The sequence below is a fragment of the Terricaulis silvestris genome (assembly GCF_009792355.1).
In the GTDB taxonomy this organism is placed as follows: Bacteria; Pseudomonadota; Alphaproteobacteria; order Caulobacterales; family Aquidulcibacteraceae; genus Vitreimonas; species Vitreimonas silvestris.
The window spans coordinates 2774395-2793861 of sequence record NZ_CP047045.1; the positions used below are offsets into that span (position 1 = coordinate 2774395).

General features: G+C 65.4%; 21 protein-coding genes. 14 read left to right on the plus strand and 7 right to left on the minus strand.

What is annotated here, in order from left to right; genetic code table 11:
• The first annotated feature begins 27 nt into the window (after positions 1-27).
• Entirely contained in the window at positions 28-873 is an 846-nt protein-coding gene (locus DSM104635_RS14300; RefSeq protein WP_158766854.1) for a hypothetical protein, read from the plus strand.
• Here the strand turns inward: DSM104635_RS14300 and DSM104635_RS14305 are convergent.
• Positions 870-1388, minus strand: a complete 519-nt coding sequence (locus tag DSM104635_RS14305) for a GNAT family N-acetyltransferase (RefSeq protein ID WP_158766855.1) — start codon at positions 1386-1388, stop codon at positions 870-872. The genes DSM104635_RS14300 and DSM104635_RS14305 overlap by 4 nt on opposite strands.
• Positions 1385-2005, minus strand: coding sequence for a TlpA family protein disulfide reductase (locus DSM104635_RS14310; RefSeq protein WP_158766856.1), 621 nt, complete (start codon positions 2003-2005; stop codon positions 1385-1387). The genes DSM104635_RS14305 and DSM104635_RS14310 overlap by 4 nt, the downstream gene beginning before the upstream one ends.
• A gap of 25 nt (positions 2006-2030) precedes the next feature.
• Here DSM104635_RS14310 and argH point away from each other — a divergent pair, with 25 nt between their 5' ends.
• The 5 genes from argH to DSM104635_RS14335 all read left to right on the plus strand — a co-directional run bounded on the left by argH (position 2031) and on the right by DSM104635_RS14335 (position 8077).
• Entirely contained in the window at positions 2031-3404 is a 1374-nt protein-coding gene (gene argH / locus DSM104635_RS14315; RefSeq protein WP_158768107.1) for an argininosuccinate lyase, read from the plus strand.
• Positions 3401-3598: an LPS translocon maturation chaperone LptM gene (gene lptM / locus DSM104635_RS14320; protein ID WP_158766857.1), complete on the plus strand. Its 198-nt coding sequence runs from the start codon at positions 3401-3403 to the stop codon at positions 3596-3598. The genes argH and lptM overlap by 4 nt, the downstream gene beginning before the upstream one ends.
• The gene (lysA, locus tag DSM104635_RS14325) at positions 3595-4854 is read left to right on the plus strand and encodes a diaminopimelate decarboxylase (protein WP_158766858.1); all 1260 of its coding nucleotides are present in this window, start codon (positions 3595-3597) and stop codon (positions 4852-4854) included. The genes lptM and lysA overlap by 4 nt, the downstream gene beginning before the upstream one ends.
• 89 nt (positions 4855-4943) lie before the next feature.
• On the plus strand, positions 4944-7493 hold the full coding sequence (locus tag DSM104635_RS14330; RefSeq protein WP_158766859.1) for a DUF4175 domain-containing protein: 2550 nt from the start codon (positions 4944-4946) through the stop codon (positions 7491-7493).
• A 59-nt stretch (positions 7494-7552) separates the two neighbouring features.
• Entirely contained in the window at positions 7553-8077 is a 525-nt protein-coding gene (locus DSM104635_RS14335; protein ID WP_158766860.1) for a hypothetical protein, read from the plus strand.
• Here the strand turns inward: DSM104635_RS14335 and DSM104635_RS14340 are convergent.
• Positions 8074-8580, minus strand: coding sequence for a phosphoribosyltransferase (locus DSM104635_RS14340; RefSeq protein WP_228445702.1), 507 nt, complete (start codon positions 8578-8580; stop codon positions 8074-8076). The genes DSM104635_RS14335 and DSM104635_RS14340 overlap by 4 nt on opposite strands.
• A gap of 7 nt (positions 8581-8587) precedes the next feature.
• On the minus strand, positions 8588-9469 hold the full coding sequence (locus DSM104635_RS19950) for an MJ0042-type zinc finger domain-containing protein (RefSeq protein WP_158766862.1): 882 nt from the start codon (positions 9467-9469) through the stop codon (positions 8588-8590).
• A 67-nt stretch (positions 9470-9536) separates the two neighbouring features.
• Here DSM104635_RS19950 and DSM104635_RS14350 point away from each other — a divergent pair, with 67 nt between their 5' ends.
• The 5 genes from DSM104635_RS14350 to DSM104635_RS14370 are packed head-to-tail and all read left to right on the plus strand — an operon-like array spanning position 9537 to position 13459.
• Positions 9537-10271 (plus strand): ATP-binding cassette domain-containing protein, encoded by a 735-nt coding sequence (locus DSM104635_RS14350; protein ID WP_158766863.1) that lies wholly within the window; start codon positions 9537-9539, stop codon positions 10269-10271.
• Positions 10268-11116, plus strand: coding sequence for a hypothetical protein (locus DSM104635_RS14355; protein ID WP_158766864.1), 849 nt, complete (start codon positions 10268-10270; stop codon positions 11114-11116). The genes DSM104635_RS14350 and DSM104635_RS14355 overlap by 4 nt, the downstream gene beginning before the upstream one ends.
• A complete protein-coding gene (locus DSM104635_RS14360) occupies positions 11116-11733 on the plus strand; it encodes a YdcF family protein (RefSeq protein ID WP_158766865.1) in 618 nt (205 codons plus the stop codon). Before DSM104635_RS14355 ends, DSM104635_RS14360 begins: the two co-directional genes overlap by 1 nt.
• The gene (locus DSM104635_RS14365; protein ID WP_158766866.1) at positions 11730-12458 is read left to right on the plus strand and encodes a lysophospholipid acyltransferase family protein; all 729 of its coding nucleotides are present in this window, start codon (positions 11730-11732) and stop codon (positions 12456-12458) included. Before DSM104635_RS14360 ends, DSM104635_RS14365 begins: the two co-directional genes overlap by 4 nt.
• Entirely contained in the window at positions 12455-13459 is a 1005-nt protein-coding gene (locus DSM104635_RS14370) for a DUF2125 domain-containing protein (protein WP_158766867.1), read from the plus strand. Before DSM104635_RS14365 ends, DSM104635_RS14370 begins: the two co-directional genes overlap by 4 nt.
• On the opposite strand, the gene DSM104635_RS14375 is transcribed toward DSM104635_RS14370, so the two are convergent.
• Positions 13456-14376, minus strand: coding sequence for a prephenate/arogenate dehydrogenase family protein (locus DSM104635_RS14375; protein WP_158766868.1), 921 nt, complete (start codon positions 14374-14376; stop codon positions 13456-13458). The two genes, DSM104635_RS14370 and DSM104635_RS14375, sit on opposite strands and share 4 nt — an antisense overlap.
• The gene (locus DSM104635_RS14380; protein WP_158766869.1) at positions 14376-15191 is read right to left on the minus strand and encodes a chorismate mutase; all 816 of its coding nucleotides are present in this window, start codon (positions 15189-15191) and stop codon (positions 14376-14378) included. The genes DSM104635_RS14375 and DSM104635_RS14380 overlap by 1 nt, the downstream gene beginning before the upstream one ends.
• 123 nt (positions 15192-15314) lie before the next feature.
• Between DSM104635_RS14380 and metX the strand changes: the two genes are divergently transcribed.
• The 3 genes from metX to DSM104635_RS14395 are packed head-to-tail and all read left to right on the plus strand — an operon-like array spanning position 15315 to position 18192.
• Positions 15315-16454 (plus strand): homoserine O-acetyltransferase MetX, encoded by a 1140-nt coding sequence (gene metX, locus DSM104635_RS14385; protein ID WP_407703514.1) that lies wholly within the window; start codon positions 15315-15317, stop codon positions 16452-16454.
• Complete coding sequence (locus DSM104635_RS14390) at positions 16454-17101, plus strand: methionine biosynthesis protein MetW (RefSeq protein WP_158766871.1); 648 nt, start codon at positions 16454-16456, stop codon at positions 17099-17101. Before metX ends, DSM104635_RS14390 begins: the two co-directional genes overlap by 1 nt.
• The gene (locus tag DSM104635_RS14395; protein ID WP_158766872.1) at positions 17098-18192 is read left to right on the plus strand and encodes a T6SS phospholipase effector Tle1-like catalytic domain-containing protein; all 1095 of its coding nucleotides are present in this window, start codon (positions 17098-17100) and stop codon (positions 18190-18192) included. Before DSM104635_RS14390 ends, DSM104635_RS14395 begins: the two co-directional genes overlap by 4 nt.
• Here the strand turns inward: DSM104635_RS14395 and DSM104635_RS14400 are convergent.
• On the minus strand, positions 18189-19454 hold the full coding sequence (locus tag DSM104635_RS14400; RefSeq protein WP_158766873.1) for an acetyltransferase domain-containing protein: 1266 nt from the start codon (positions 19452-19454) through the stop codon (positions 18189-18191). The two genes, DSM104635_RS14395 and DSM104635_RS14400, sit on opposite strands and share 4 nt — an antisense overlap.
• Between the last annotated feature and the right edge of the window lie 13 nt (positions 19455-19467).

Consider the following 19467-nt stretch of genomic DNA (forward strand, 5'->3'; position numbering starts at 1 on the left):
TGCGCCCAGCTTGTCCCGGAGAGGCGAATGATCGGCTGGAAACTAAAACTTTGGCGCAGCGTCGGCGCGGCCGCGACCTTGAGCTTGGCAGCCGCTTGCAGCGAAGGCGGTGAAGCCGGCGGCGAAGGCGGTGATGCGGCGCCGAGCACGACTGCCGCAGGCGGCGAAGCCGGCGAAAGCGGTGAAGCTGGCGAGAACGGCGAGGCCGGGGCGGTAGCCGCAGCTGCGGGTGGAGAATCTGGCGAAGCTGGTGCGGCGAGCGCTTATGCCGGCTTGGCAGGCGATCAGCTGACGGCGCTGCGGCTGCTGCACCTCAAGGGCTTCGTCATGGCCGCGTCTCGCATCGCTGACGGCAATCAGATTCCGGAAGCGGGCGTGCTGGTGCAGCAAGGGCTGCTCGAAGTTTATGATCTGGCGCCGGATCAATTCGGCAGCCTCAACGCCGATATTATTCGCAGCGCGGCCGAAGGCGGCTCGGTCAATCGCGCGCAATTGCTGCAACGCTTGCGGGCAGCGGAAGGCGAAATCGACCGCGCGCTCGGCGCGCTTAGCGAAGTGGACTACGCGATCGCGACGGCGCGTATGACCGACATCGCAACAGGGCTTTATCAAAACGTCGTGCAGGCCGATTTCGTCGACCCGATCGAGTATCAGCACAGCATGGGCGCAGCGCTAGCGGCAGAGTACGCCTTGGAGCGGGGCCGGGATGTGCTGCGCCAGCGCAACGCCGCGGCCTACAATGAAGCCGCTGCGGAGGCCTCGCGCTTTACGGCGCTGTGGCGTGATGCAAACGCGCCCGAACGGCCGCCGGCGTACCGTGAGGTGCTGGCTCAAGGTTCGCGCGTGCGGCTGGCGCTTTCGCCGTACCTTTAAGGACGGCGGAGCAAGATCGACGGCTCGCCTTTGTAGTCTGTGCGCGCGAACTCGCGGTAGCCGAGGCGTTCGGCGACGCGGATCGACGGTGGGTTCTGCGGCGCGATCAGGCAGACGAAATCGGTGCGGTCGAAGTGCTTTTCGGCCCAAGCGATCTGCGCTTGGCAGGCTTCGGTGGCGTAGCCTTTCCCTTGCATCGCAGGTGAAAGCGCCCAACCCTGCTCTGGCGCGTCGAAGTCGTGAGCGCCGACATCGCGCTTGAACGTGCCGAAGCCGGCATCGCCGACGTATGCGCCCGTCGCCTTCTCTTCGATCAGCCAATAGCCGTGGCCAAGCAGCGCCCACGAGCCGCGGAAGCTGACGAAGCGGCGCCAAGAATCCTCACGCGACGACGGCTTGCCGCCGATGAATCGGGTGACGTTCTCGTCGCCCCACATCGCCGCACTCTTCTCGAAGTCGGGCAGTTCGTGAGCGCGCAGGCGCAGACGCGCCGTTTCGATCATCGGTATCGTCATGCGTCTCCCGCCAGCAGCGCCTCGATCAGACGGGCGGCGTCATCGCTGCCCCAGTCGGCGCCGCCGGCCAAGCGGGCCACCTCCGCGCCGCGCATGTCATAGATGATCGTGACCGGCATGCCAGGCGCTTGGGCGTCAAACAGCACGCCTCGGCTAATATCGATGTAGAACGGCAGGGTATTGTCGGTGAGTTGGGCGAGTTGAGTGCGCGCCTTCTGACGGTCGGCCTCGGAGTCGGCGCTGATGGCAACAACGCGAATGCGGTCGCCAAACCGGCGCTGGAGCGCGCCAAGCGTGGGCATCTCCTCGACGCATGGCGCACACCAGGTGGCCCAAAGGTTGACCACCATGACTTGGCCCCGAAAGTCGCCAAGCGTCACGTCCGCGCCCGAGCCGTCTTGCAGCGTCCGCGTCGGCAATGGCGGCGGCGCTTCCATGACCGTGAGACGTGTCAGTTCACCGGTCGCGAATCGGCTCAAACCGGAGGCGGTCTCGGGCTTTGAAGCGGCGGCGAAAAGCACGTAAAGAACGGCGATCGCGCCTGCCGCGACCATCGCCAACGCCGCCCACAGCGCCCAGTTTCTTTGTCCCCCGGGAGTGCCAGTACTCGTGTCCAACTTCACTCCTCCACGCGGCCAGAAGATGTGGGGCGGCCGCTTCGCTGCTCAACCCGACGACGCCATGCAAGCCATCAACGCTTCAATCGATATCGACAAGCGCTTGTGGCGTGAAGACATCGAGGGCTCGAAGGCTCACGCCGACATGCTGGCCACTCAGGGCATTATTACGAACGAAGACAATGCGGCGATACAAGCGGGATTAGACGAGATCGCCGGGGAAATCGTCGCAGGGACGTTTCCGTTCTCGGCTGAGCTCGAGGACATCCACCTCAATATCGAAGCACGGCTGACCGAGCGCATCGGCGAAGCCGGCAAGCGCCTGCACACCGGCCGCTCGCGCAACGATCAGGTCGCGACGGATTTTAAGCTTTGGACCATGCGCGCCTCGCGCGAGGCCGCCGATGGTTTGCGTGTACTGCAGCGGACGCTAGTGAAGCGCGCCGAGGGCGTGGCCGACTGGATTATGCCAGGCTTCACGCATTTGCAGACAGCGCAGCCGGTGACGCTTGGGCACCATCTGTTGGCGTACGTCACCATGCTGGAGCGCGACCGCGTGCGCATCATTGGTGCAGCTTTGGAAGCGGCTTGGGAATGTCCGCTGGGGTCTGCGGCGCTCGCGGGCACGAGTTACAAGATCGATCGCGACGCCACGGCGCATGCGCTGGGCTTTCATGCACCGGCGTCGAACTCGCTCGACGCCGTTGGCTCGCGCGACTTCGCGCTGGCCGCGCTGGCCAATCTAACAATCTCCGCGACGAACCTTTCGCGCCTGGCCGAAGAGATCGTGCTGTGGACATCACCACAGTTCGGTTTCGCAACGTTGAGCGATGCGTGGTCGACGGGCTCATCGATCATGCCGCAGAAGCGCAATCCGGATGCTGCAGAACTGATCCGCGCCAAGGCCGCGCGTGTTAGCGCTGACTTTGCGGCGCTGAACGCCGTCATTCAGAAACTGCCGCTCGCCTACGCCAAGGATTTGCAGGAGGACAAAGCACTGACGTTCGCGGCGTTCGACGCGTTCGCGCTCTCGGTCACCGCCATGATCGGCATGATCGACACGATGCGCTTCAACCGCAGCGCCATGCGCGAGGCGGCTGCGCGGGGTTACTCGACCGCGACGGACCTGGCCGATTGGCTGGTGCGCGAGCTTCGCGTGCCCTTCCGTGAGGCGCATGAGATCACGGGCCGCGTCGTCCGCCGCGCCGAGGAAACCAGCGTGGCAGAACTGTCCCTGCTCCCGTTGAGCGAATATCAGGCCATCGATGGCCGCATCACCGAAGCGGCGCGGGCGCTGTTGACGGTTGAAAAATCGGTCGAGAGCCGGGATAGCTATGGCGGGACCGCCCCGCAGCGCGTGCGCGAGCAAATCGAGCGGTGGAAGGAGATGTTCGCATGAGCCGCCTGCTGTTGGGTCTTGTTGCGCTGACTTTGGTTTCGGCCTGCGGTGTGAAGGGCGGCCTCGATCGCCCCGATCCGCTCTGGAACAGCGAAGATGCGATCCGTCGCGAGTGTCAGCGTCAGATCGAGAATAACGAAGAGCCGGACGCGCGCTGCTCGCAATATCAAACCGGGGCGCCGTCGACGCCGTGAACCACTTCGAGTATCGCGGCGGCGCGTTCTGCTGCGAAGATGTGAAGCTCGCGGACATCGCGGACGCCGTTGGCACGCCGGCGTACGTGTATTCAACGGCGACGCTTGAGCGGCACTACAAGGTGTTCAAGGAAGCGTTCGCCCCGCGCGACGTGCTCGTGGCGTTTGCGGTGAAGGCCAACGCCAACGTCGCCGTGCTAGCGACGCTCGCGCGCCAAGGCGCAGGCGCCGACACGGTGAGCCAAGGCGAAATCGAACGCGCACTGCGCGCGGGCGTGCCCGCGGAGCGCATCATCTTCTCCGGCGTCGGCAAGACGGAGGCTGAACTCGCGTTCGCGGTGCGAACGGGCGTGCATCAGATTAACGTCGAGAGCACCGCCGAACTCGACATGCTTGCGGACGTGGCGAAGCAGCTCGGCGCGACCGCCAACGTCGCCATTCGCGTCAACCCCGATGTCGGCGCCGGTGGGCACGACAAAATCTCCACCGGCAAGAGCGACGCAAAGTTCGGCGTTTCGCCGGATATGGCGATCCAGCTCTACAAACGCGCCGCCGCCGACGCGCATCTCGCGCCACGAGGCTTGGCTGTGCACATCGGCAGCCAGATCAAAGACCTCGCGCCGCTTGAGGCGGCGTTTCGTGTGCTGCGCGGTTTGGTCGAACGCCTGCGCCGCGACGGATTGACGGTCGAACGCCTCGACTTGGGCGGCGGCTTGGGTGTGCCGTATTTCAACGAGCCTGATCCGCCCGCGCCTGCCGAATACGCCGCGATGGTCAATCGTGTGCTCGAAGGGCTCGATATCTCTATCGCTTGCGAGCCCGGCCGCATGATCGCGGGCAATGCCGGCGTGTTGCTGTCGCGTGTGATCCGCATTCAAGAGCGCGCGGCGCGACCGATCATCGTACTCGATGCCGGGATGAACGATCTCATCCGCCCCGCGATCTACGACGCCTATCACGGCATCAAGCCGCTGGTTGAACGCAAAGGTCCGGGCGTGGACTACGACGTGGTCGGCCCGATCTGCGAAACCGGCGATACGTTTGCGCGCAAGCGCTCATTGCCGCCGCTTGAAGCCGGTGACCTCGTTGCGTTCATGACTGCAGGCGCCTACGGCGCCGTGATGGCCTCGACCTACAACGCCCGCGATCTGGTTCCCGAAGTTCTCGTCGCGGGCGACAAATTCCAAATCGTGCGCCGTCGTTGGACGCTCGAGGAGCAGCTGGCGCTGGAAAGCCTGCCCGACTGGCTGCGTTAAGCGCAGGTTAGCGACGAAACGCTGCAGCGGGGCGGTTCCGGTCATGGTTTGGCCAGAGGGGCGCTGTTAGGGTCGGCCCAGCGGAGGCCATGAAGCACCAAGACGCCCTCGACCAACTCGCCCGGGAGACGAGCCGCGCACGGCAGCGGCTTGCGTTGGAGCGAGCGCTGCGCGCGGGGCTGGTGCTGTTACTGGCGGTGGGCGTGTGGGCGTTGTTTGCGCTTGTCGGCGTCCACGAGCGCTTGCCGATCCTGCTGCAAAGCTTGAGCGCGATCGCGGCGTTGGCCGGCCTGATCTGGCTTGGCTTGCGGGCGCGGCGCGAGTGGCAGGCGCCGACGGAAGACGAAGCGCGCACACGGTTGGCCGCGGACTCGCGGCTCGACGCCGGCGCGTTCGAAGCGCTGCGCGACCGCCCTGCTCGCTACGACGCCTTCTCGATGGCGCTCTGGGCGCGTGAGCGCGAGCACGCGATCGCGCGCGCAGAGCATGCCAAAGCTGGGCCGCCTCGGGCGCGGCTGGATGAGCTCGATCCGTACAAATTGCGCTTTGTGTTGGCGGCTGCGCTGCTTGGCGCGCTGGTGTTCGCTGGTGGCGATGCGCCGGACCGCCTGGCGCGTGCGTTTCTGCCCGATCCTGGGCCGCTACTAGGCGATCAGGAGATGGCGATCGAGGCGTGGGTGACGCCGGCGGAGTACACGCACGCCGGGCCGATCTCGCTGAGCGATGTCGTTGGCGAGCGCGTCGCGACACCGCCGACTGTGGAAGCCACCGTGCGCGTGACCGGGCCTGTTGGCGCGCCCGTGCTCGTCTTCGAAGGCCGCGGCGGGCGCCGTGCAGTTCGGTTTGAGCGCGCGGCCGATGGCGCATGGCAAGCGCAACTGGCGTTGCCCGGCGCGGGGCGGCTGAAGATCGTACGCTTCCACACCCGCGCGCATTGGCGCATCGCCCCCGCGCCAGACGCACGTCCCACGGCGTCGTTCTCGGCGCCAATCACGACACTGACGGATGAGACCGTATCGCTCGCATGGCGTGCTGCAGATGACTTTGGCGTTCGGCGCTTGGTGTTGCGGGTGCGTCCACTGCATCCGCCCGAGGGGCTGGCGCACGCTGACCCTGTGGACACGCCGCTGGAATCGCCCGCTGGCGACCCGCGCGAGGCGGAGGCGGAGAACGAAGTCGATCTTGGCGCGCATCCCTACGCTGGCATGGAGGTCGAGGCGCGCATCGTGGCGATCGATGCATTGGGCCAGGAAGGCGTAAGCGATCCGCTGCGCTTTACGTTGCCGGAGAAGATCTTCCTGCAGCCGTTAGCGCAGGCAGCCATCGAAATCCGACGCCATATCCTCGCCGAGCGCCGCGCCTATCGCCCCGCGCGCCGCGCCGAACGACGCACGATCCCCGCTGGCGACATCGTACTCGGCAACCAACGCATCGAAATCCGCGACTACGAGCGCCGTCCGAACCTGCGACGCGCGCCGGAAGGTATTCGCCGCGCGACACGTTTGCTCGATGCGCTGACGATGTCGCCTGAGGACGGCTATTTCCGCGATCTCGCCGTGTTCTTGGGTTTTCGCACCGCGCGGTCGCAGCTCACCGTGGCGCGCACCATCGAGGAAACCGACATCGCGGCCGATACGCTGTGGCGTACCGCGCTGCGCGCTGAGTACGGCGGCGCGGCGGATGCACGGCGTGCGCTGGAGGAGATTCAACGCCAGCTCGCCGAGGCGTTGGCCGCTGGCGCGCCGCAGGAGCGCATCAACCAGCTGCTCGAAGCGCTTCGCCGCGCCACCGACAACTACATGCAGGCGCTGGTGCAGGAAGCGTTGCGCAACGGCGAACGCGAGAACATGGAGGACACCGAGGACCAAACCAGCATCAGCGAGCAGGATATCGAAGAGCTGCTGCAACAGGTGCAGGAGTTGAACGAGCAAGGCCGCAACGCTGAAGCGCAACAATTGCTGCAAATGCTGGCGGGCATCCTCGCCAACATGGAAGTGCAGCTCGGTGAGCAGCAGAGCGGCGGTGAAGGCGAGCAAGACCAGCAGATGCAGCAGAGCATGGACGAGCTCTCTGAGGCCATGGGAGAGCAGCGCCAGCTCCGCGACGAAACCCAACAGCAGCAACAAGACGGCGGCGGCGGTTCTGGCGGCGAACAACAGGGCGGCCAAGGCGGCGACGATCTCGCGCAACGCCAAGCTGAAATCCGCCAGAGCCTGGAAGCTGCGCAGAATATGGCCGAGCAGTCAGGCGCCGCGCCGAGCGAAGACTTGAACGCCGCTGGTGAAGCGATGCGCCGTGCTCAGGACGCGCTGCAGCAGGGCGATTTCGAAGGCGCCGAAGCGGCGCAGACGGCGGCGCTCGATCGGCTACGCGAAGGGGCTGATGCGTTAGCGGCCGAGATGCGCGCACGCGGGCAGCAAGGCAACGAACAAGGCCAAGGCGAAAGCGGCCGCGATCCACTCGGTCGCGCCACTGGCGCGGGCAACGGGGACGGAGAAGGCTCGGTGCCGGACACCGCGGATCCGGTGCGCGCGCGAGAAATCTTCGACGAAATCCGACGCCGCGCGCAGGATCCCAACCGTCCGGAAGCGGAACGCGAATATCTGCGCCGCCTGATGGATCGCTTCGGCGACAGCTAGCCTTGAAATCGCCGCGCCGGGCTCCACACTCATGCCCGGGCGGACGATGTGGAGGGTTCATGCGCAAGTTTCTCGTTTCGGCCGCAGTGGCCGTCCTGCTCGGCGCATGCTCGCCGCCCGCTCAGGATACAGCAGAGACGCCAGCGCCACCGCCGACAATGATCGCGTGCAACGCGCTGTCACCCAACGCGGCGCGACAAGTCGCGGTCGGCGAAGAGGTGGTTGCCGCAGCAGCCGCATCCGATCTGCGTGGCGGCAGCATCGCGCCGGGCGCCTACGATCTCATCAGCGCCACACGCGTCGGCTCACCCACGGGTTGGATGGGCACGCGGGCCGTGGCGCTCGATGTAGGCGAGGCGACGTCAGGCGTGGTGACATTCAACTGGGCCGGCGCGGCTCCGGGTGGCGAGTCTGATCGCTGGACAGCGTCCTTCACCGACACGCCGCAACCGCACATGACCTTTACCTGCGGCCGCATGGGCGAAGTGGAGGTGGATTTCGCGGCACAAGGCAACGGCCTCCAGTTGCGCTTGCCGGACGGCGCGAACGGTTCATTGCTGTTGACGTTCGAACGGCGCGCTTAGTCGAGCGCGGCGATGTACGGCAGGCCGCGATAGCGGCCAGCATCATCCATGCCGTAACCGACCAGGAAATCGTTGGGCGCGTCCCAACCGATCGCGTCGATGGCTTCGCCCATGGCCTGGGGCTTGCGCACGAAGGCGCAGGCGAGTGTGCGCGTGGCGCCTTTGGCCATGAGGTGTGCGCGGGCGTAGGCGATGGTGCGGCCGCTGTCGAAGACGTCATCGACGATGAGCGCGGGCCGCCCTTCGATAGCGCGGGAGATATCGGCACGAACGACGACCTTGCCTGAGCTCTCGCGCGCGTCGTGATAGCTTTCGAGCCAGAGTGAATCGTAGATCGGGTGACGGCCGCGCCGCTCAATGGCGCGCATCAAGTCAGCAGCAAATGGAATGGCGCCCTGCAGCAGCGCGACAACGGTCCAGCCGTCATCGACTTGCCCGGCAAAGCCGTCAGCGAGCGCTTCTACGCGTTCGGCAATCTCTTCAGCGCTGAGGAGAACGCGCAAGCGCGTCTCAGCTGTTGGAGAAGCGCAGGCCTTCGATCGGGCCCATCTCACTAGTGGTCGTCGCCGGCTCAGCGAGGTGGCCCTCTTCGACCGGCGTATCGAGCAACAGCGGCTCTTCCACTTGCGGCGCTGGCGAAACGTGCGCGGGGCCGCCCGCAAACGTCGAGTCCGAGAAGTTCGCGAATGTCGCTTCGAGATCGACGGCATCGCCCGGCGGGTTCTCGACGCGAATTTGGAACGGCACTGCAGCGCCAGCCGCGATCGGCTGATCGGTGATCGCATTCACGAGTTCGAAGATTTCGTGCGAGCGCGTGTCGCGCAGCGAGATGCGTACCGGCGGCACGAGCTTCTCGTCGCGGCCGATGTTGCGGACTTCGCCCGACACCACCAGCACCGGCGTCGCGCCTTCGAAATCACGCTCAACCGCAAGGTCGTAGAATTCGAGGCCATAGACGTTGACGTCCAAGCCCAATGCGGCAAACGCGCTGGCCGAACGCGGCCACAGCTCGGCAACGTCCTGACGGAAGGCGACCATGCCGGTCGCGCTTGCCGCGAGGGCAGCACCGGTCGCGCCCCACACCACGACGGCGGCGCGCATGCGTTCACGGCGCATCCGCTCGGCCTGTTGGGCGCGGAATTTCGCGGCGGCTGACGGAGCCGGCCCCGGCTGTTCGGCGGCGCGGCGCAATCTTTCGACACGTTCGCGTGTCAGGGGTTCTGAGGCAGGCGCCTCGGGCGTCACGGCCACGGCTTGGGTTCGAAGCTCCAGCTGCGGCTCGGCAAACCAGGAGAACCCACAGGCGGCGCAGCGCACCGTACGGCCCGCCGGACCGATCGCGGCGTCATCCGCATAGTACCTTGTCGAGCAAGACGTGCAGGTCAGGATCATGTTAACGATATGCCCATTAGCCCAGTAACTGTCCTTGGTGCATTGATTCTATTTAGCTTGTCCAGACATGCCGCGTCCGAACACTCCTGAAATAGACCTGTTCGAGCGCGGCGTACTCGTCCGCCTTTCGGGCGTAAACGCCGGCTACGGCGCCGCCACCGTTCTGGTGGGCCTTGAGTTCGAATCCCGCGCCGGCGAGGTAGCGTTGGTCACCGGTCCCGCTGCTGCCGGCAAGACTACGTTCATGCACCTCTTGCGGCTAGCGCTGGAGCCGCGTTCTGGACGAGCTGTAATTCTGGGCCAAGACGTCGGCCGCGCCCGCGCTCGGACACGCGCCGCGGTGAAGCGCCGGATTGGCTATGTGGCTGAAAACCCAGTGTTCATTGAGCAATGGACGGCGTTCGACAACATCGCCATGCCGCTGCGCATGCTTGGCAAGAAACCCCGCGAATATGCGGATGACGTGCGCGAACTTGTGGATTTCGTTGGCCTCAACGACGCCGCCGACCTGACCATCGAAAAACTTTCGGGTGCGGAACGGCATCGCGCCGCCATCGCGCGCGCGCTGGCCGCTAAGCCTGACTTGATCCTCGCTGACGACCCTACGGCGGGCATGTCGCCGGCTGACGGACGCCGCATCGTTCGCCTGTTGGCGGAGATGCGCCGGGTCGGCGCTGGCGTGGTGATCGCCAGCCAGGACGATTCTCTGGCCGACTGCGCGCCTCTGAACCACTGGCGGATGGACCGGGGCCGGCTCACGCCCGCCTTCGGCGTCCCCGCCCAGGCGGAGGCGATGGAATGATAAACGCGCTGACTGGCGTCGAGCGCGCCCTGTTCTGGACCTTGGCCTTCGCGGTTTTCGCGGCGGCGGCGGCGGGCCTGGCCGCGCGCGCCGTGGATCGGGTAGCGGCAAGCTATGAGGAAGCGCGCTCGAACTACGCCATCGTCCGCGTCATCGCCCCCGAGGGGCCTGCCGGCGTCGCTGGCGCTGAGTTGGCGCTGGCGCAGACGCCGCTAGTGACGAGCGCCGCTCCGATGACGGCGGGTCGTGCGGCGGCCCTGCTCGGCGGCGAGGTTCGGGCGGAGGATCTGCCGGAACTGCGCCTGATCGAAATCGAACTCGCGCCGATTGGCAGCCGAGTGGATGTTTCTGGCGACATTGTCGCCGTGCTGGCGCAAGGCGGCGTCACGGCCGAGGTGATCGAAGCGCCGAACGATTCCAGCGGCGCGGGGCTCGCGACACGCGTGCGGAATGCGGCGTTCTGGGGTTCCATCGCGTTTGCGCTGATCATGGCAGTTATCGTCTCGCTGGCGGCGCGCGGGCTCGCAGCGCGGCGGCGCGAGATGGTGACAGTGATGGCCGATCTCGGCGCGACGCGAAGCCAGACCGCCGGACGCATCGCGGATGAAGCGGCGGTGCTTGGGCTTTACGCTGGATTGGCGGGCGGCGCACTCGCGGCTGTCGCGGGTTTAATCGTTCTGTTCCTAGCCATTCCTGGTCTTTCGATTGATCAATTGCAGACAATGATTCTGCCGATCGATCTCGTTCCCGTTGCTGCTGCGCCGTTAGGTGCAGCGATTGCCGCGGGCGCCGGCGCGCGTGCAGCGGCGGGCTACTTTCACGGTCAGGCCGCGAGGCTCGGCTGATGCGCTCGATCGGCTTGTGGGCGATCGTGATCGCCGCGATCGCGTTCATCGTTGGCTTCTGGAATTTCGCGAACGACGTGCGCCAAGACGTGGTGGAAGAGCCGCCGCCGGCCGAGGCTATCGTCGCGCTGACCGGCGGCTCACTCGAGCGGCTCTCAACCGGCGTGCGTTTGCTGGAACAGCACAAGGGTCAGCGGCTGCTGATCTCCGGCGTCAACCGCATCGTCACCGACGCGGAATTGTTTGAAGTGCTGGAGTTGGATGGCGAACTCGCGGAATGCTGCGTCGATCTCGGTCGCAGCGCAGACGATACACTGGGCAACGCGGCCGAAACCGCGGCTTGGGCGCGCGAGCACAATTATACGCGGCTAATTCTCGTCACCGACGACTATCACATGCCGCGCTCGCGCGCGGAGCTGACGCTCGCGATGCCCGAAGTCGAGATCTATCCGTATCCGGTGCAAACGCGCTGGACGGATCCGGACCTCTGGCGCAGCGACATTGGCGCGGCGAGTCGGATTGGCGCGGAGTACGTCAAGTATCTCGTCATTCGCGGGCGCGAGGCTCTGATCGGCCTTGGCAGCAATGCAGAAGACGGCGATACCGAGCCCGCATGATCCTGCTGCGCTCGATTATTTTCGTCATTTGGTTCTATGGCACGATGGCCTTCTGGGGCCTGCTCTACATGCCCGCCGTGTTGCTCGGCCACGACCGCTTCATTTGGCATTCGATGCGGGGCTGGGGGAAGTCGACCGTTTGGGGGCTGCGTTGGATCGTTGGCGCGAAGATCAAGTTCGAAGGTCTAGAGCACGTCCCGAAAGGACCGGCGCTGATCGCGTCCAAACATCAAACCACGCTCGACACAGTGTTGCCGGTGCTGTTCGTTTCCGAGCCGGTGTTCGTTGTCAAAAAAGAACTGATCAAGATGCCGGTTTTCGGCTTCTACATGAAGCGCATGATCCCGGTTGATCGCGACGCAGGCGCAACGGCGCTGAAGAACATGCTGCGCGCGTCACGCGCCGCGATCGCGAAGGGACGCCAGATCGTCATCTATCCCGAAGGCACGCGCCAGGAATTGAACGCACCGCCGGATTACAAGCCAGGCATCGTCGCGATGTATCGCGATTTGAATCTGCCGGTGACGCCGATGGCGCTGAACACCGGCCTAGTGTGGAAACCGAGCGGCATCATTCGTCGGCCGGGAACCGTGACCATCAAATTCTTGCCGCCGATTCCGCCGGGGCTTTCGCGCGAAGATTTTATGCGGGAACTCGAAAACACGATTGAAACCGAAAGTCAGGCCTTGCTGCCGCCCGATCGGCGCCGCAGCGTGGCGGCATGAAGATACGCGGTCTTTGGCTCGCCGTTCCCTGGGTGCTGTTCATTCTCGCAGCGCTCGGATGGGTGTTTTACTGGAACTATCTCGCCGGCGAGAGCGAACGGCGCTTGCAAAGCTGGGTGACGCAACAAAACGCGTCCGGCGGATCGGCCGAGATCGGTCGCATCGTGCGCCACGGCTTTCCGGTGCTGATGCGTTTGGAGTTACAGAACGTCGCGTACGCCCCCGCGCGCGGAGGCTGGCGCGCCGCGACGCAGCGCGCTGACTTGAACGTCGATGTGCTGAACCCGCAGCACTTGATCCTTGAAGCGGAAGCGCCGATCGCGATTTCGCGCAGCAACGGCGCAGTCACCAACATCACCGCCGACAAACTGATAGCAAGCCTGCGTGCGTCGCGCCGCGCTCTCGCCGTGGCCGGCGTGGAAGCGGATAATCTGGTGCTGGATGATCCGGCGCAAGAAGGCGTGCTCAACGCCACAAAACTCGTCATCAATGTGCGCCCCGATGCGCGCGCGGCCGGCGAATACCAGCTCGCGTTCGACGCTCAGGCGCTGACCCTGCCGCGCCCGGTGCGCAGCTTCGAGGCGTTCGGTCAGAACGTCGCGCGCTTGCGCGCGGCGATCGTGATCGAGGATGGCGCGGCGCTGCTGGAGTCCTCGCGGAACGACCCACTCGGCCCGTGGCGTGAAGCGGGCGGACGCTTGCGCTTCGACGCGCTAGAACTGAACTGGGGACCGCTTGCGACGACCGGCACGGGCGAAGGCGGATTGGACGAACAGCGCCGCCTGAATGGCCGCCTAGTGCTTCCGGTCGAACGGCCAGCGCCTGTGCTGAACGCCATCGCCACCGGCCCGAACGTTGACGACGACGCGCGCCAAGCGCTGCAGTTGCTGGCCGCCGGCTATCTCGTGACAGGCGACGACATCACGCTCGATATCGGCGCCAACGACGGCTTGCTGAACATTGAAGGGCTGCCGGTGCGACCGCTGCCGCCGGTGTACTAGTTCTCGCGGCCCCAATTCGGAGCGGGCGTGTCTTGGCCCGCTTCGATGACTTCGCGGCGCATGCGACGGGCGCGGTCGAACAAATCGTAGAGCGTATCGCCTTCGCCCCAACGGATGGCGCGCTGCAGCGCCGCCAAGTCTTCCGAGAATCGGCCCAACACTTCGAGCACGGCTTCGCGGTTGTTCAAAAATACATCGCGCCACATCGTCGGGTCGGAGGCTGCGATGCGGGTGAAATCGCGAAAGCCGGAGGCGGAATATTTCACCACTTCGCTTTCGGTGACGCTCTCCAGATCCTCCGCCATCGCCACGATGTTAAACGCGATCAAGTGCGGCAGGTGGCTGACGACGGCGAGCACGACGTCGTGCCGTTCCGGGTCCATACGATCGACATTGGCGCCGAGTGCGCGCCAGAACTCTTCGACTTGGTCAACGGCCGCGCCATACCCTTCGCGCTCGTCGCCGGGCAACGGCGTGAGTATCTGCCAGCGATTGTGGAACAGGCTGGCGAAACCCGCGTCCGGCCCGGAATGCTCGGTGCCCGCGAGCGGATGGCCGGGTACAAAATAGACGTAGGTTGGGAGCAGCTCTGTGAGAGCGCTCACCACGGCCTGCTTCACCGAACCAACGTCGGTGACGATGGCGCCGATCTTCAGCCCTTGTTTGCACGCAGTGACGGCCTCAGCCATGGCGCCAACCGGCACGCAGAGCACAACAAGCTCAGCCTTCGCGACGGCCTCTTCCGGATCATCAATCACTTCGCCTAGGTCCAGTTCGCGCGCCCGCGCTCGCACGTCGGGGTTCGCGTCGTAAAGCTGGATCGTGTTGGCCGCGCCGAACTCACGCGCCGCGCGCGCGATCGACGCGCCGATCAAGCCAATGCCGATGATGGCGATACGGTCGTAGATCATGGCCATCAGATGCGCGCGTACGAGCCGAGGACACGGACGCCTTCGACGCCGTAGCTCGTCAGCGCGCCAGCGCGCGGATCGTTGACGGCGACGAAGCCTTCGATCCGCAACAGCACACGCGGCTCGGAGCGCGCCACTTCCTTGCCGGTCAGCCCCGCCTCGTTCAGCGCGCGCTGCGCGCGGTGATGTTGGTCGAATGCGATCAGCAAGGTGATGTCGTTGCCGGCTTGATCCGTCGGTGTCGCGGCGAAGACGCAGGCTTCTGGATCTTCCGTGGCGGGCCCAAGCAGCGGCAGGCCGGCGATAAGATGCAGGTCGTGGAAGCGCCGTTCCGAGAGCGCCGGCCACCACGAACCGACGCCTGGCGCCGCTGGCCACGGCGTGACCGCGACGCACGATTGCGGGTTCTCCGCAGCCTTCTGCAACGCGGCCTGCGGTTCCGCGACGTGCGAGATCCGCGTTCTCGAACCGAAATGACGGCGCGCCACGTCAAAAAGCCGCGTCGGGTCAGCGCGCCCGCCCCCGACAATCACATCGACAACCCGCTGCCGACGCACGTTCGCGCCGATCAAAGCGCGCCAAAGTTCAAGCACGAGCTCTCGTTCCAGCGGCGCCGGCGCCTCGGCAATCAGACGCCGCAGCATCGCCACTTCGCGCCCGCTACGGATCGGCAGGCCTTGCGGCGCCTTGGTCGTTGCGAGTTTGTCGGCCAATTGCAGGCGCTGCGCGAACAAGGACAGCAGCGTCTTATCGATGCCGTCGATGTCGCGCCGAATCAGGTCGAGCGGATCGCCTTCGGTCGGGGGGCCGAGATCGTTCATGAGGCGGACCTTAGGGACTTTCCTCACAGCCGCCAATGTCTGCGCGCTGCGCTTGTCATCAACAGCCGCCACTCACCCCGGGGGATGCATCGGCGCGGGCGAAGCCTGTACACTCGGCACATGATTCATGCAGCGGCAAAGATCCAGGCGGCCGGAGGCGTGCGGACGCTGGCGTTCGACGCCTCAGCGCCGCTGCAACTGGCGAACGGCGAACACGTCGCGCCCCTCACCGTCGCGTTCGAAACCTATGGTGCGCTCAACACCGATCGCACCAACGCCGTGCTGGTGTGCCACGCACTGACGACCGATCAGTTCGTGGCGAGCCCAAACCCGATCACCGGCCGCCCGGCGTGGTGGCCGCGCATCGTCGGCCCCGGCCGGCCTATCGACACCAATCGGTTCATTGTCATCTGCGCCAATGTCCTTGGCGGCTCGATGGGCACGACTGGTCCCGCAACGCTGGGTCCGGATCACCAGCCGAACGGCCTGCGCTTTCCGCCCATCACCATCGCCGACATGGTGCGCGCGCAATCGATGCTGATCGAAGCGCTGGGCATCGAGAGTTTGTTTCTGGTCATCGGCGCCGGCATGGGCGGTATGCAGGCGTTGAACTGGGTGAGCGCTTATCCGAAGCGCGCGTTCGCGTGCGTGACCGTGGCGGCGGCAGCGCGGCAATCGGCGACGAACATCGCCATCTCCGAGTTGGGCCGCCAAGCCGTGATGGCCGATCCGGATTGGCGCGGTGGCGGCTACACGGCGCACGGCGTGCGGCCGAGCAAGGGCCTCGCGGTGGCGCGGATGGCGGCGCAGGTCGCGAGCCTCTCTGAGCAAGGCGTGCGGTCGCGCATCGAAGACGCACGCCAACGTGAGCGCTTCAAGTTCGATGCCGACGTCGGCACGCACGGCGCGATTTTCGTCGAGCGCTTCGACGCCAACTCGTATCTCTATCTTTCCCGCGCCATGGACGGCTTCGACCTCGGCGCCGATTTCGGCGGCCGGTTGGCCAACGCGTTCCAGGGCGGCTCGACGCGGCACGCGGTATTCTCGTTCTCAAGCGATTGGCGCTTCCCTCCGGCGGATGGCCGCACTGTGGCGCGTGCGTTGATCGCGGCGGGCGCTGATACGTCGTTCGTCGAGATCGACAGCGAAAAGGGCCACGACGCCTATCTGCACGAAGAACCAGAGTTCGAGGCGACTCTAACCGGTTTTATCGATTCCGCCGCGTCGGCGCGCGGGCTTTCCTTGCAAGGCGGAGGCGCCTGATGGCCGCGCAGCTCGAACTGGTTCACGCCGCGCCACTCGATCTCGATGCGCGCCCGGGGCGTGGCGATCACGACATCATTGCGCGCATGGTCGATGACGGGGCGAGCGTCCTGGACGTTGGTTGTGGCGATGGCGCGCTGATGCAGACGCTGACGCGCCAAAGCAAAGCGCGCGTGCGCGGACTGGAGCGTGACAAGGCAAAAGTGCGCGGCTGCGTGGTGCGCGGGCTCTCCGTGGTTCAGGGCGATGCGGAATCGGACCTGGCCGAATTTCCCAGCGCGTCCTTCAACTACGTGGTGCTCTCGCACAGCCTGCTGGCAATGGCGCGGCCGCGCGACGCGTTGCGCCAAGCGGGCCGCATTGGCGAGCGCGTGATTGTCTCGGTCGCCAATGCCGGGTTCTGGCGCACGCGGTTCAAACTGGCGACGAGCGGACGCGTGCCGCCGCAACGTGGCGCGAAATGGTCCGACGGCGACTTGTACCGCAGCTGCAGCTTGCGCGACTTCGCGGAGCTGGCGCGAGAGATGCGCTTCGGCATCGAGACTGCGGTGCCGCTGACGCAAGGCCGCCCTGGCGCGCCGTTCGCCAAGACGCTGTGGCGCGCGAATGTCTTCGCTGAAGAGGCCGTGTTCTTGCTCGCGCCATGAAGCGCCTCATCATCTGTTGCGATGGAACGTGGCAACGCCTCTATGGCGATAGTCTCACCAATGTTGCGCTGACCGCTCGCGCTGTCTCCTCACGCGATGGCCAAGGCCGGCCGCAGATCGTTTATTACTCTGCGGGCGCCGGCGCCTCGCTCAGCGGTCTCAACCTCTGGAACGGCATGACGGGCGATGATCTCGACGATCATCTGCTGGACGCTTGGCTCTTCATCAATCTGAACTACGAAGCCGGCGATCAGCTCTACCTGTTCGGCTTTTCGCGCGGCGCCTACACGGTGCGGAGCCTGGCGGGGCTTTTGCGCAAAGTCGGCGTGCTACGGCGAGAGAGCGTGGACAAGGCGCGTGCAGGTCTAGACCTCTACCGCAACAAGGCGTTCGCCGCCGATAGTCCGGAAACCGAACGTTTCCGAACGGCGCACGCCATCGCCTGGCCGCGCCTCACCGCGCCCTTCACTGCGCCGCCAGTGGATTTGCGCATTCGATATCTCGGTGTGTGGGACACAGTCGGCGCATTGGGCATCCCGCGGCTGTTGCCGATCTCGATCGGCATGAACAAGCAATACGAGTTTCACGATACCGCGCTATCGCGCTCCGTTGAGTTCGCGCGTCACGCCGTCGCGATCGATGAGCGCCGCGCGCCGTTCAAGCCAACGCTGTGGAGCAATGTCGAGAACTTCAACACGCCGGGCGCGCCGGTGCGCGTGGCGCAGTCGTGGTTTCCCGGCGACCACGGCGGCGTCGGCGGCGGGCCATGCCGTGGATTGTCGAATTGCGCGCTGCTCTGGGTGCTTGAAGGCGCGGAGCAAGCGGGGCTGACATTGTCGCGTGAGCCTGGTTCGGTGCTTTCGAACTGCTTGGCGGAGATCGATCCGATCACGTGTTCGGTGCGCTCGAACAATCGGCCGTCGCTGATGAACGTGCTGGGCGCGCGTTGGCGCAAAGGGTTGACGCGGTTCGAGGACATGCACGAGACGGCGCGACTTCGGTGGGCGGCGAATGCGTCGTACCGGCCTGCCCCGCTCGCGCCGTTCGCAGACGACATCATGAATGCCGTCCGCGAAGAACGCGCCGCTTAGAGATACGACAGCCACCAATCGCGCCGCCGCGCCTTCAGCTGCTGCCAATAGCGGCAGAGCGGATAAAGCAGCACCAGCACGGTGAACCAGGCGACGTAGACCCACGGCAGCGAAAAGCCGAGGCCTGCGAGCCGTTCGGGGTGGATGAAGACGTTGATCATGTAGTCGAACAAGCCGCCAACATTGCGCCCCATTGCGGCATTGGCTGCGATGGCCAGCAGGTGGATCAGATAGACGTGCAGCAAATAGAAGAAGAACGGCACCGCGCCGAACGTGGTTAGCACCGACGCCACCGGCCCACGCAGCCGTGTGAGCAGCGGCCACAACGTCAGCATGATGCCAAGCGTCCCCAGCGTGAACTGCAGCGACGGCGGATATTTCTGCACGTCGAAGAACACCATGATGGCGGCGCCGAGCGACGATTGCTCGCGCCAATCCTTCCACTCGGCCTCCGGCCCGGTCGGAAATGCGGGATCGCCATAGACCATCGCAAAGCGCAGCAGAAAGAACGCCGCCAGCATGCCGAGACCGATGAAGAAGATGGTGCGGTTGCGCTTCTCGGGCGCCTCCGTGAACACGCCCCCCAGCCCGTAGCCCAGTGCGATGATGCCGATCCATGGCAGCACGGGATAAGCGACCAGGCCAATCGGCGTTTCACCGACGATGATCGGCCCGCCTTCGTGCAGCACCGTCCACAACAAGCCGCCGCCCTGTTCAGTCGTAATCGGATCGAGCAGGTTGTGGCCGGCAATGATCGCGACGCCGATCGCCAGCACCGCCATGCGCGGCAGCCACACCAGAGCGGCAAGCGCCAGCATGCAGATCCCGATCGCCCAGATCACTTGCATGAAAAAAGCGTACGGAAAGCCAAACGACCAGCCGAAGCTCAGCACCGTGGCTTCGAGAAAGATCAGCCACAGACCACGCGTCAGTAGAAAGCGCGACAGTTGCGGGATCGGTTTGCCTTTTGCGAATTGGAGATAGGCCGAGACGCCGGCGAGGAACACGAACGTCGGCGCGCAGAGGTGCGTGATCCAGCGCGTGATGTAGATGGCGGGCGTTGTCGTCGCCGGATCGAGCAACGCGCCGCCGACGCCGACCATCCCTGCGCCGTTGAAGAAATAGTCGCGCACATGGTCCAGCGCCATCAGGACGATGACGAGGCCGCGCATCATGTCGATCTCGGAAATGCGCCCGCCCGCGGCAATCGCCGCGGAAGGACCATGCGCCTGTATGCCTGGCGTGGCAGTCGTTTCAGTCATGATCGCACTCCGC